The following is a 12,480-nucleotide window of genomic DNA, read 5'->3' on the forward strand; positions in this document are numbered from 1 at the left end:
CGTTTCATCACTTCTGCCCTCCAAGAGCGGAGGAGAATACGCTTCCCACATCGCTGTTGGAGTAATCGGACACTATCTCTCCGTCTTCCAGGGCGATTATTCTGTCGGCCCTCTCGGCGATGTCCTCCTCATGGGTCACTATCACCAGCGTCTGATGGAACTTCCTCGCACTGATCTTCAGCAGGTCCATAACTTCCTGACTCGTCTTGCTGTCGAGATTGCCGGTCGGCTCGTCTGCGAAGACGATCACGGGTTTGGTTATAAGGGCGCGGGCTATCGCCACCCTCTGCTGCTGACCGCCGGACAGGGCAGAAGGCAGGTGGTCTGTCCTGTCCTCGAGTTTCATCAGCCTGAGAAGTTCGTTGAGATATGGTTGATCGACCTTCCTTTCGTCGAGTATTAGAGGAAGCTCGATATTCTCTCTTGCAGTCAACACGGGAACCAGGTTGAAGAACTGGAAGACAAAGCCGATCCGTCTCCTTCTGAAGATAGATAACTGTGTGTCCGACATCCCGTACAGGTTCTTCCCGTCTATATGCACGCTACCGGCCGTGGGACGGTCTAGCCCCGCGAGAAGATGAAGAAGCGTGCTCTTTCCCGAGCCGCTGGGACCTACGATGGCGACGAACTCGCCCTCCTCTATGGAGAGGTCGGCCCCTTTCAATGCGGTTACGGCGCTGGCGTTCGATCCATACACTTTTCTCAATCCCGTTGCTCTTAGTACTTCCATGGTATGCCTCCTTAATTGTTGCTTCCACTGAGAATATAAGGAGTCTGTCTTATGACCGGATGAAGAAGAAGCTTAAGAAATCGCAAGATCGGGAATTCACCCTTCTTGTCTTATCGGCAGTTCTATTGCAAAGATAGATCCCTTTTCGTTTGATGATTTGAGTTTTATATCGCCATCGTGTCTCTCGATAATTGCCTTCGCAAGAGCGAGGCCAAGGCCTGTACCCTTTCTCGATCCGACAGCCGGACCACCCCGGTAGAAACTCTGAAAGATTTTAGGTGCATCCCCTGCGGCAATCCCGGGACCTTCGTCCGCGACTGTAAGACAGACGTAGGCCTCGCTCCTGGATATGTCTATCGACACCGTGCCTCCGTCGGGGGAGTAGTTGACCGCGTTCTTGACGAGATTGTCCAGGGCCTGTGAAAGCCACCTCTCATCGCAGAAGACCGTGGCCGTAGATTCGGCCCCGACGGAGATCTTCAGGCCTCTGCTTTTGGCTATCTCCGAGTATCTTCTCGCCACATCCTTTGCCAGTTCTGCCAGATCGGCCTTCTTGAAGCTGAACCTTATCGCTCCCGATTCAATCCTCGCGATATTCAGAACGTCGCCGATCAACCATTCCATTCTCTCGATATCCTCTCCGCTTCTCTCTAGGAACTCGTCCATCCGTTCTCTTTCCATTTCCCTTCCTTCGATAAGCAGCTCGTTCATCGTTTTCAGAGAGGCCAGCGGAGTCTTGAGTTCGTGGGATATGAAGGAGATGAAGCCTCGCATTTTGTCACGTTCAAAATTGACGCTTTCCATAGTCTTCTCGAGCCTCCTGGTTAGCGCGTTGATCTGCGCCGAGAGGATTGCTGTGTCGCCTTCTCCGTAGTAGACTGATTCACTGTTGTACCTGCCATTCATCAGGGCGTCCAGTCTCAGAGATGTATCTTTGAGAAAGTCGGACTGCTTCTTTGCGACAAGAGTCAATAGCGAAAACCAGAGGATTGCCAGTGTTATAGAGGAGAGTGAAGCTATGACGATAACCTTCGATCGAAAGGCTCCGTCGGAGAACTCGAAACTGCCGGGTGGCTCTTCTGTATAGCCAAAAGGTTTTAACAACTCCAGCGCCGCTTCGTAGTCTTCCGATCGTTCTTCAGAGAGCATCTTCGCTACATCATCGTGCGTGATAATGCCTAGCGAAACCAGCCTCCCGATAATCGATACTTCCCGCTCGTAAAGATGGCGCCCGTGATCTTCCAGAGAAAGGTAAAGAGTCACAATCGCGATCAGCGCTATCGATAGCGAGAGAGCGATGCCAATCATGGCAATTACTCTGTTTTGTCTTTCTCTGAACAGGGATCTGAACATCTACTTCTCTCCGTTCCACCTGTAACCGAGGCCCCTCAGCGTTTCGATCAGCTTCGGCTTTGACGGATCTTCTTCCACTTTCTCCCTGAGTTTCCTTATATGAACCGACAGGGTGTTGTCTTCGATGAATTCTCCGTCGATATTCCAGACCTTCTCGAGAAGTTGGTCTCTCGTCAGGACCGCACCGCTGTTTTCAATGAGGCTTCGAAGTATTCTGAACTCGGTGGGGGTGAGGAAGATCTCCTTGCCGGACCTGTAAGCCCTGATCTGGGCCGTGTCGAGCTTCACAGGACCGGACTCAAGCAGAGCGCTTCCTTCGACAGGGTGAATTTTCTGGATTCTCCTGGCGTTGGCCTTGATTCTGGAGATTAGTTCTCTGAGTCTGAAAGGCTTTGTCACATAGTCGTCTCCGCCACTTTCCAGACCCATGACAACACTCACTTCCTCGTCCCTGGCGGTCAGGAAGATCACCGGCATATCCGATCGCCCGCGGATCTTCTTGCACAGCTCGAACCCATTTCCGTCGGGGAGCATGACATCGAGCAGCGCAAGATCGAAATGTCCGTTCTCCATCAATTCGAGGGCTTTTGAAACGTTCCCGGCTACGGTTGCGGACCACCCTTCCTGCTCTAGCGCGTAGCGTATACCGTTCGCAAGGTTTTTGTCGTCTTCGACGAGAAGTATGCTCAACAAACGCGTCACCTCCAGATGGCTATAGCCGGCCTTCGTAGGCCCGGCGCTTCTATTATATATGCCTGAGAGAGAAAGAGAAGAGATGTGAAAACTAGCAACGAGAAGAAGTGCTGTCGGTAGTTCGCTGCGCTCAAGAGAGGACGAGAATTGATAATCGTCGGCCGTCATCGATCCACAGTTCTCCGAGAAGAGCCTTTATTCAGAAGAGAAGCGCGAGATCTCTGTATTGGCGTTGGCTCGTTGGCCAGCGTAACATCACTGCCGGATGCCCTTATTAATAGTCTTCGAGATTTTTTAGATTTCTTGGTACATCAAAAGACCGATAGAAACTTCAAAATAGGACTCTCAGACTTCTTTCCGGGAGTTAGTTGAAAGTCCGGCAGACCCTGAAACCGCAAATGTTGGCTGCACTGTTCGGTGAGTTGTAGCTGCGGCTGGTTACTCTAACCACGCCGTCCCACCAGGTCCTTCCACGGATCGACTTGTTACCAAGCGCCTGATTGTAAGGATCCTTTGCCGGGCTCCTTCTGTAGAAGAAGGCGTCATATGCATCGGAACACCATTCTGATACGTTTCCGCTCATGTCGTATATTCCCAATTCGTTTGGACTCTTCTGTCCGACTTCCTGTGTCATGTCTCCCGAATTATCGGAATACCACGCTACAAGGTCCGGTTCGTTTCCACCCGAGTAAATGTATCCCTCGCTCTTGTTTCCTCCCCTTGCACCGTACTCCCATTCGGCTTCGGTAGGCAGCCTGTATCCAACTACTTTTGAAGGATCTGTCGTCACTTTTCCGTCTTTGTCCAGGAAGTAGCCATTTGCATCGTATGCCTTGGGAAGCTTCTCTCTCTCGCTGAGCCAGTTACAGAAAGCCACTGCATCCATCCAGCTGACGTTGATCACCGGCCTTTGCCCGCGTCCCCAGCCTTCATCTCCAGGCAGAGCTCTCTTCGTCTCTTGACAAAACAGATCATAAAGAGCAAAGGTTATCTCGTACTTTCCTATGTGAAAATCGTAGGAGATAGTTACCTCATGGGCCGGTCGCTCTTCATCCCAGCCAGATCCCCATGTGTCGCCCATTGTGAATGTACCCTTCTCCACCAGGATCATGTCCACGATGCTTTCAGTGGGCGGAGAGTCCTTTTTGGGTTTCAGTGCTATGACAAGCACAATAACGAGAACGGCTATGGAGATTATTGAGACCACAACAACTACTGCCTTCTTCATAATATCGCCTCCTAAAGAGTGGCTCCACACCTGGCAGAGGCAGTAAGTCTGAAGATTAGTCTGGAAGAAACGGCATGGGACCTCGTTTCAATATATCACCGGCCTTTGGGTGAGAAAAGAAATCCACACGGTGCAAGTCAAACGACTTTGTAACACTGTTGGGTTTTTCCGGCTGCATTGTGCTGAACTGAGACCATGACTTAATAGAAGCAGCATAAGCAGAAAAAAATAGTCATCCCAAAAAGAGCCAGCCGCACTAAGTAAGGTAATTCATTGCTTATCAGGGGCCAATCTTGCAGCAAAATATGTTCTGGTTTTCAACAAAATCTGTGGCTCCTTCAGTTGCGATAAAACTAGCCCCCTTGACAAATCTATATGGATGAATATAATATATTTGAACACGTTCGAAATGTATTTTAATTATGTTCAAATACAGAGGAGGCGAACCGATTGACGATCGAAGAAATCAACACCAGGGAAAGGATCTTCAGAGCCACGCTTGAATTTATTAGGGAAGGGAAAGACGCGCACAAACTCACTACGAGGCAAATAGGCGACAGGGCTGGAGTGAATCCTTCGCTGATCAACTACCATTTCCAGTCGAAGGAAAATCTCATAGGTCAGGTTGTGGGGACGATGATGGGAGAGATCATCGGGCAGTTGCGGCGAAGCGATGCAATCGAAAGCGATCCGGAAACCAGGTTGAGAGAGATACTCCTTACCACCGCCGATGCGGCTTTCGAATTTTACAACGTGAGCAGGATCGCCATAGCCGGCGAGCTGAAAGAGGGCTGCAGGAACTCCTGTCAGATGGTTTTACCGCTTTTGCAGGAAATCTTCAAGGGTTACACTTTCTCAGATCTGAACGTTATCGCCCTGCAGCTAATGCTTCCGTTCCATCATATAGTCGTCGATCCCGTTCTTTACGGGAAGTATCTCGGCGCTGATTTTTTTGACGAGAAGCAGCGAAGGGGAAAGATAAATCAAATGGTAGATCTGGTTCTGGCCAGATACGATAAGGAGGCAAAGAAATGAAGCAAGCGGGTATTTCAAAGGCAGGTTCGAAGATTGTCAATCGCACGATACTGGTTGTCGTAGCGACTATGGCGATAATCTTCGGTATTGGCGGCATAGGCCACGGGTTCTTCGAGGCGCTGCAGGGGTTCACCCCGACTAACGGATTGGTGATCCACGCAATCGGGGAGGCCAACAGGATGTGGGAATACGGCAATGAGCCGGCCTTCACAGTTATTCCCAATTTCTTGATCACAGGGATCGCTTCCATGGCGGTGGGACTGGCCGTGATAGTCTGGTCGGTCGGTTTCCTTCACAGAAGGAACGGTCCGACTGTGTTGCTGCTGCTCTTTGTTTTGCTGTTCATGGTTGGCGGGGGAATAGGACAGGTGGTTTTCTTCTCTATTATATGGGTCTTCTCGACTTTCATTCACAAGCGGTTGAAGCCTTCAAAGAGCGAAAAGACCGGCGGCCTTCGAAAAAAGACGGCCCGTTTTTGGCAGCCCTTTTTGGTGGCCTCTTCCGTTGCCATTGTATTTGCGCTAGAAATCGCCATCTTCGGACTCGTCCCCTTCGTAAAAAACCCGGATACGATCTCTCTGGTGATGCTTTCTTCGCTGGGAGCGGGGTTTATACTCATGATTCTTGCCTTTCTATCGGGAATGGTCCATGACACTGAACCTGACAGGAGGATTGCCTCATGAAGGAGAAATTTTTGGTAGCCTACGCCACCAAGCGTGGATCTACCGCGGAGATCGCCGAAAAGATCGGAGAGGTGCTTCGAAAAAGACAGATGCAGGTGGATGTGCTGCCTGCCAGGGAAGTCGTCGATCTCTCGCCTTACAAAACAGCGATCCTTGGAACGGCCGTTTATATAGGGCTGTGGAGAAGGGAGGCGGTCAAATTCCTGAAAACCTACGCGGATGAGCTTGCAAAGCTGCCCCTGCGGATCTTCCTTAGCGGTCCGACCGGTGCGGGAGACCCACTGGAATTGCTTGGCGGCTGGCGCTTCCCGGAATCTCTGAGACCGACGATAGAGCGAATAAAGCCCGTTGAAATAACCTGCTTCGGAGGAAGAATAGAGAGCGACAAGATGAATCCCTTCGAAAGAATGATAATCAAAAAAGTCGGGGCCGAGATCGGTGATTTCCGCAACTGGGAGAGTATCGCTTCGTGGGCGAATGGAATTGACTGAAGTTGCCAGTGATGTTTCGCGCGTTAGTTGCTTGACCGGAGAGCATCAAAAAGCGGCCGGACATGAAACCCGGCCGCTTTCGATTTTCTCGGTTTTTGAGAGTATCGAATGGGGAGGCTCAGAACTGTATTCCAACCTCGGCCATAACTCTGAACAAGTCGCGATCGAGATCCTCCATCTCTTCTCTCGTGGAAACCTTTAGAGGCATCCTTACTCCACCCATCTTCAAACCCCTCTTCTCAAGAACCGACTTCATGTAAGGTATGTTGGCCCCGTTTCCAACGGCCATTGTGAGTTTGGTGAGGGATTTCTGGGCTTTGAAGGCCTCCTCGTATTTTCCGGCTCTTACCGCATCGCGAACTTTGACGAAGAACTCCGGGAAGACCGCTCCCGGACCGGAAACGCAGGCCTTCCCTCCGTTCGTGAGAACGGCCGAATAGGCCGCATCGCAACCGACGACCGTGTTGAACGTACCGGGGAGGTTCTGGATCACAGACAAAGCGTACACGAAGTCGCCGCTGCTGTCCTTCACACCGACTATCCAGGGATGCTTCTGGTGAAGTCTCTTCAACACATCGACGCTTATCCAGTTCTTCGTGAGCGACGGGATGTTGTATATGTAGAGCGGGTACTCTCCCATCTCTGTAGCGATAGCGTCGTAGAAAGCGAAGAGTTCATCCTGGCTATGCTTAAAGAAGAATGGAGTGACCACGGCGGCGGCGTGAGCGCCGCAGGCTCTGGAATGCTTCAGAAGGTCGAGAATATCCTCGAAAACCGCCGCACCGCAGTGGGATATTATCGTCATTCTATCGTCGTTGGCCTTTATGAAAGCCTCGAGCGCTTTCTTCCTTTCTGAAACGCAGAGAGAGGTTCCCTCGCCCGTGGTGCCGAGCACGAACATACCGTTCACACCCTTCTCCACGAGAAAATCTACATAATTGGATATCGCACCGTACTCTATTTTCGTTCCATCGGCCGACATGGGAGTCAGTGGAGCGACACCTACACCTTCTAAAAGTCTCATCGCATTAATCCTCCTTCTGCCAGCCTCCGGGCTGCCTCTTCCATGAGCGGCGTTTCCTGCACCAGTCCCATTCTCACCCTCTGCCCCCCATTGAGCCCGTACGCCGTTCCCGGCACAACGAGAATTCCGTATTCTTTGTATAGTTTCTCGGTGAAGAGCCAGGGATCAATGCCTTCAGGGGTTTCCACCCAGGTGTACATGGCGCCTTGCGGCGGAGAGAATCTAAGGCCTATATCGCTCAATCCGTGGACGAGAGCATCACGCCTTTGCTGATACATACCGCTCAGTTCTCTGTAAAAAGAATCGGGCGTCTCTATCAAAGCCGTTGCAGCCGCCTGCTGTATCGGATAGAAGACGTTCGAGTCGATTTTTGATTTGTACAGCTTCACCGCGTCGACCAGCCTCTTGTCACCGACGATGGCGCCCACCCTCCAGCCGGCCATGTTATAGGTCTTCGAGAAGGCGAAGTATTCGAATCCCAGTTCCAGGCCGGGACGGGCCTCCAGATAACTGTGGACCGTCAGCCCGTCGAAAGCTATCTCCGAGTACGCCAGATCGCTCATCACAGCGAAGTCGTAGCGTGAGGCTATTTCCGAGAGGCTCTTATAGAAATCCAGACCGACAATTCTGCCCGTGGGATTCGATGGGTAGTTCACGATAACGATCTTCGGGCCGTGAAGTCTGGCCTTTTGTTCGATCTCATTCAAAACCCTGTCCGACTCGGCATCGCTGTTGTAGGTCAACAACTTGCCCCCGGTGAACAGAACGGCCTCGAAATAAGTCGGGTAGCCTGGATCTGGTACCATGACGACGTCTCCTGCATTAACCAGCGAGTGCAAGGCGTTGAATATAGCTTCCTTTATACCCACGGTGACGAGTACGTTGTCTTTGGGGTCTATCTCGACTCCAAAACGCTTGCCGTACCAGAAAGCCACCGCTTCGCAGAGCTCGGGAGCGCCGTGCTGGGGTGGATACGTGTGGTAGGCCGGATTGTCGAGATGCGTTTTCATGGCCTCGATTATCCAGGCGGGGGTGGGTCTGTTCGGAGCACCGATGGAAAGGTTGATCATGGGGTATTTGGATGGTTGTGTTTTCAACTTGTTTATGAAAGCAAAAGCATCCGGCCTGAAGAACTCAAGCTTTGAGCACTCCAGTTGGTATCTCATCTGTTATTACCTCCCTCGAGTTTTTTCGAAACGATTATCAACGGATAGCATACGAGTATGAAAAAAACCGATACAATGCTGAAAGCCATGAACGGGTTCAGCGTGAGCTGCATGATCTGACGGGACGTTCTGACTATCTCCACCATCCCTACCAGCGAGACTATAGATGTGTCCTTTATTGTCATCACGATCTGACCGACAATCGAAGGCATCGTCGTCTTGATTATCTGTGGCAGTATTATGAGCGTGACCTTTTTAAAGTAGCTCATACCGAGCGCTTCGGCAGCTTCGAACTGCCCTTTGTCCATAGCCACAAGACCGCTTCTGAAAACTTCCGAGAGGTAAGCGGTCGCCGTTATAGAAAGAACCACTATTCCGGTCTGAAAGGCTCCCAGTTCAATTCCGACATATGGCAGGGCGAAGTAAATGGCGTAAACGATTATCAGGAAGGGAGAGCCCCTGACGATCTCGACCAGTACGGTCAGGGTTTGCGACAGTACGGGTATTCTGTGAAACCTTACAAAAGCTATCACTATTCCCAGTATTATTCCTATGGCGAGAACAAAGGGCAGAAAGGCCAGGTTGCTCAGAAAGGCTATGCCGAGCCTGGAAAGCTGCTGCATGAGCGATATGTCCTGCATCATACCACCTTCCCGAAGCCAAACCAGCGCCTTGCACTACGCCCGGGCTCTTTCTTGCCGCTGATGAAACGGCTCAAAAGCGCGAGTATAAGATAAATGCCGAAGTACATGAGCATCGGCACTCCGAACGATTCGAAGGGCATATACGTTCTCGCGGCTATCTTTCTGGCCGTGTAGGTGAGTTCCGGTATCACGAGGACCGCGGCCAGACTCGTATCCTTTATGAGATACGAGAATTGGCTTATCAACGGCGGGAGTATCTTCTTGAACACCTGGGGAAGGATTATCAACCTCATGGTTTGAAACCATGAAAGCCCCAGCGCCCTCGAAGCTTCCGATTGTCCCTTGTCCATAGAAGCGAGGCCACCCCTCACTATCTCGGATATGTACGCCCCGCTGTTGAGAGAGAATGCGATGATAGCACTCTGAAAAGAGGTCAACATGATACCGGTTATGGGAAGCCCGTAATGCACGAAGTAGAGCTGAACGAGCAAAGGTGTGGATCTTATAAAACCCGTGTAAATTCCTACAGGAATAATTGCCAGCTTTGATTTCATTGTCGATATTATTCCAACGACGGTTCCGATTATCAAAGCAAAAACGCCGCTGAGTGCGGCTACCTTGAGAGTCTCAAACAACGCTTCGAAAAAATCCGGCAGATACTGTGATATCATTCTCATATCAAGCACGGTATCACCTACAGTATCTTGCTCAGGAATTCTTTGGTCCTTTCACTCCTGGGGTTTGTGAAGAACTCGTTCTTCGGTGTCAGTTCGATTATCTTTCCGTCGTCGAGAAAACCTACTTTGTTGGCCACTTCTCTTGCAAAGCCCATCTCGTGGCTGACTATTATCATAGTCATGCCGCCGAGCGCCAGTTTTATCATGACATCGAGAACTTCCTTTATCATCTCCGGGTCGAGAGCAGAAGTGGGTTCATCGAAAAGCATCAGTTTTGGATCCATGGCGAGAGCTCTTGCGATCGCCACTCTCTGTTTTTGACCGCCGGATAGTTGTCCCGGATACGCATCGTATTTAGCTGAAAGACCTACCTGGTCAAGTAAGCTCTTCGCCTTTTCGTAAGCTTGATCTTTCGGCATCTTTTTGACATGTATAGGTGCAAGAGCGACGTTGTCCATCACCGAAATGTGAGGAAAGAGATTGAAGTGTTGAAAGACCATGCCGGAGTTCTTCCTGACATAGCTGAGATTGGCGCGACTGGATTTGATGTCCTTTCCAAGTACCTCGATCGTTCCCTCGTGATAATGCTCGAGCATGTTTATGCATCTGAGCAGCGTACTCTTGCCCGCACCGCTCGGACCGCAGAGAACCAGCACGTCGCTTTCGTAAACATCGAGATCTATGTTTTTCAGCACATGGAGTTTTCCGAATGATTTATGTAAGCCTCTTATCCTTACAACACGTTCCATAGAATTCCCCTTTCAATTCCTGAAGTGGGATGGGGAAGGCCCCATCCCACAGAATAATGTTTGCAGAACGCTCAGTCAACTACGAACGACGGAACCCATTCCTTGCCGACATACTTTTCATAGATCTTTCCGTACTCACCTGTCAGCTTTTCCCACTTGATGAACCAGTTGAACCAGTTAACCAGCGAATCGGAATCCTGGTCCTGTCTGAAGGCCAGTCCGTAAGTATCGGGTCTTACATAACCTTCCAGAATCTTCAGCTCTGGGTTCTTGTTCGCCAATTCGATACAGATCATTTCGTCGTCCATGACCGAATCGATTCTGCCGAGCTTGAGATCGGTCATCCACTCGGCCAGGTTATCGTACAGAGAGGCCTTCTTGCCCCAGGTCTGCTCGATGAAATCGGCGTGGACCGATCCCATGGTCGCGCCCATCTTAACGCTGGGAGCCGCGAGATCCTTCCAGCTGACAAGCGGGGAGTCCTTCCTTGCGATTGCAACGATTCCGGTCAGGAAGTACGGATCGGAAAAACGGATCGACTTCATTCTGGTGAGGGTCATCGACATGTTCGCGGCGATCATATCGACTTTTCCCGAGAGGAGCGAAGGAATAAGGCTTTCCCAAGCCATATCCTGCCATTCGATCTGGACTCCCATTTCCCTGGCGGCCAGTTCCATCAATTCAACCGTGAATCCGGTAGGTTTCCCGGCGGGATCTCTGTACTGCATGGGAACGGCTGTCATATCGGTGGCCACAACGATTTTTCCCTTCTTCACGATGTTCTCCAGCGCCGTTACCGCCATCGTGGAGCTCACAAGCAGAACCGCAATAACTACAAGAACAAGCAACTTCTTCATTTTTTCTTCCCCTTTCGTCTTTTAGTATGCTTACCGTTACGGTAAGTGAAAACTCCTCACGGATTGAAAAATGTATGTGGATTAGCAGAATTAGTTCAATAATATAGAACACTATTCAACAATGTAGTAATTCATGTATTAACGATACCAGATTACTTCCGATAATACAAAAACATTCTGTTCTGATTTATGACGTTCTGAAACAATTAAAGGTCTTTACACCTGATTATGAAGTGCGATTTGACTTCACTGCCTTTGAATGAGTGCTTTTCTACCGTTAGCTTTATGAATCTCGAGTTTTGTGGGCAATCAGTTGGCGAAGTCTCTATAAAGATCGTTGAGAATCTTCATAGTTTTCAAGAAGGGTTCCTTGTAGGCTTCGATAGCTTCATCGGTCATTCTGTCAGCCGGACCGGCTATACTCACGGCATACCTGGCCACTCCGTGGTTATCCAGTATGGGAGCGGCGATGCATTTTATGCTCTCCTCCTGCTCGATCCTGTCGTAGGAGTATCCGTTGCAGCGTATCGTGTCAATCTCTTTCTTCAACAGTTCCGGGTCCGTGATTGTGTTTGGCGTCCTCTTCACCAGCTTAACCCTTTCCAGATAGCCGTTTATATATGAGTCGGACTGAAAAGCCAGCAGGGCTTTGCCGACTCCGGTGCAGTAAAGCGAGGCGGTTACGCCGACGGTCGAATGCGGCCTCAAGGCGTGGGTGGGATGGAGGCATTCGATGTATATCACCTGATCTCTGTAAAGCGATGTGAGGTGGATCGTTTCGTTGATCCTGTTCCTCAGCTCCTCCAGATGGGGAAGGGCGATCTCCCTGAACTCCATGTTTCTTCTCATAAGACCGCTGAGCTGCAGTATTCTGTTGCCGAGCATGTAATTGTTGCCGTCCCGGGCGAGGTAGTCCAGATTCGTCATCGCGGCGAGTATATTGTGAACGGTGGCTTTGGGATAGCCGAGCCTGGCGACCATATCGCTGAATCGCCATTTGTTTTTCTCGAAAAACAGTTCGAATATCTCATCGACCTTTTTGAATGCCTTGAAGTGTTCCGTCATATTGGACTCCATTCAATATTGTCGTAAGTAGTAATAGGATATCAGAAAAATTCACGCTTTGCCCGGGGTGTCGATTTTTAGACAC

Annotated in this window: 14 protein-coding genes; 3 read left to right on the forward strand and 11 right to left on the reverse strand. The window is 50.3% G+C overall.

Annotation, left to right across the window (positions count from 1 at the left end; translation table 11 throughout):
* Positions 1-7 precede the first annotated feature (7 nt).
* The 4 genes from PKX57_RS04180 to PKX57_RS04195 form a co-directional block, all read right to left on the reverse strand.
* On the reverse strand, positions 8-730 hold the full coding sequence (locus PKX57_RS04180) for an ABC transporter ATP-binding protein (RefSeq protein WP_472416128.1): 723 nt from the start codon (positions 728-730) through the stop codon (positions 8-10).
* Between the two features lie 96 nt (positions 731-826).
* The gene (locus PKX57_RS04185) at positions 827-2,083 is read right to left on the reverse strand and encodes a sensor histidine kinase (RefSeq protein WP_472416130.1); all 1,257 of its coding nucleotides are present in this window, start codon (positions 2,081-2,083) and stop codon (positions 827-829) included.
* Complete coding sequence (locus tag PKX57_RS04190; RefSeq protein ID WP_470745577.1) at positions 2,084-2,785, reverse strand: response regulator transcription factor; 702 nt, start codon at positions 2,783-2,785, stop codon at positions 2,084-2,086.
* 355 nt (positions 2,786-3,140) lie between these two features.
* The gene (locus PKX57_RS04195) at positions 3,141-4,004 is read right to left on the reverse strand and encodes an SUMF1/EgtB/PvdO family nonheme iron enzyme (RefSeq protein WP_214047260.1); all 864 of its coding nucleotides are present in this window, start codon (positions 4,002-4,004) and stop codon (positions 3,141-3,143) included.
* Positions 4,005-4,454: 450 nt separating this feature from the next.
* Between PKX57_RS04195 and PKX57_RS04200 the strand changes: the two genes are divergently transcribed.
* Genes PKX57_RS04200 through PKX57_RS04210 form a run of 3 tightly spaced genes read left to right on the forward strand, consistent with a single transcriptional unit; the run spans position 4,455 to position 6,213 of the window.
* Positions 4,455-5,039, forward strand: a complete 585-nt coding sequence (locus tag PKX57_RS04200; RefSeq protein ID WP_213920055.1) for a TetR family transcriptional regulator — start codon at positions 4,455-4,457, stop codon at positions 5,037-5,039.
* On the forward strand, positions 5,036-5,722 hold the full coding sequence (locus PKX57_RS04205) for a hypothetical protein (RefSeq protein WP_213920056.1): 687 nt from the start codon (positions 5,036-5,038) through the stop codon (positions 5,720-5,722). The genes PKX57_RS04200 and PKX57_RS04205 overlap by 4 nt, the downstream gene beginning before the upstream one ends.
* Positions 5,719-6,213 carry a flavodoxin domain-containing protein gene (locus PKX57_RS04210; protein ID WP_214047259.1) on the forward strand — a complete coding sequence of 165 codons (495 nt, stop codon included), beginning with the start codon at positions 5,719-5,721 and terminating at the stop codon, positions 6,211-6,213. Before PKX57_RS04205 ends, PKX57_RS04210 begins: the two co-directional genes overlap by 4 nt.
* 118 nt (positions 6,214-6,331) lie before the next feature.
* Here the strand turns inward: PKX57_RS04210 and PKX57_RS04215 are convergent, their stop codons facing one another.
* The 7 genes from PKX57_RS04215 to PKX57_RS04245 all read right to left on the reverse strand — a co-directional run bounded on the left by PKX57_RS04215 (position 6,332) and on the right by PKX57_RS04245 (position 12,395).
* Positions 6,332-7,237, reverse strand: coding sequence for a dihydrodipicolinate synthase family protein (locus PKX57_RS04215; RefSeq protein WP_213920808.1), 906 nt, complete (start codon positions 7,235-7,237; stop codon positions 6,332-6,334).
* The gene (locus PKX57_RS04220; protein WP_213920807.1) at positions 7,234-8,403 is read right to left on the reverse strand and encodes an aminotransferase class I/II-fold pyridoxal phosphate-dependent enzyme; all 1,170 of its coding nucleotides are present in this window, start codon (positions 8,401-8,403) and stop codon (positions 7,234-7,236) included. The genes PKX57_RS04215 and PKX57_RS04220 overlap by 4 nt, the downstream gene beginning before the upstream one ends.
* Complete coding sequence (locus tag PKX57_RS04225; protein ID WP_213920806.1) at positions 8,400-9,044, reverse strand: ABC transporter permease subunit; 645 nt, start codon at positions 9,042-9,044, stop codon at positions 8,400-8,402. Before PKX57_RS04225 ends, PKX57_RS04220 begins: the two co-directional genes overlap by 4 nt.
* Positions 9,044-9,724 carry an amino acid ABC transporter permease gene (locus tag PKX57_RS04230; RefSeq protein WP_472416132.1) on the reverse strand — a complete coding sequence of 227 codons (681 nt, stop codon included), beginning with the start codon at positions 9,722-9,724 and terminating at the stop codon, positions 9,044-9,046. Before PKX57_RS04230 ends, PKX57_RS04225 begins: the two co-directional genes overlap by 1 nt.
* Positions 9,725-9,741: 17 nt before the next feature.
* Positions 9,742-10,473, reverse strand: coding sequence for an amino acid ABC transporter ATP-binding protein (locus PKX57_RS04235; RefSeq protein WP_169698604.1), 732 nt, complete (start codon positions 10,471-10,473; stop codon positions 9,742-9,744).
* Positions 10,474-10,544: 71 nt separating this feature from the next.
* The gene (locus PKX57_RS04240; protein WP_213920803.1) at positions 10,545-11,330 is read right to left on the reverse strand and encodes a transporter substrate-binding domain-containing protein; all 786 of its coding nucleotides are present in this window, start codon (positions 11,328-11,330) and stop codon (positions 10,545-10,547) included.
* 309 nt (positions 11,331-11,639) lie between these two features.
* Positions 11,640-12,395: an IclR family transcriptional regulator gene (locus tag PKX57_RS04245; protein WP_472416134.1), complete on the reverse strand. Its 756-nt coding sequence runs from the start codon at positions 12,393-12,395 to the stop codon at positions 11,640-11,642.
* Positions 12,396-12,480 lie beyond the last annotated feature (85 nt).

It is taken from the genome of Mesotoga sp., from assembly GCF_035363035.1.
In the GTDB taxonomy this organism is placed as follows: domain Bacteria; phylum Thermotogota; class Thermotogae; order Petrotogales; family Kosmotogaceae; genus Mesotoga.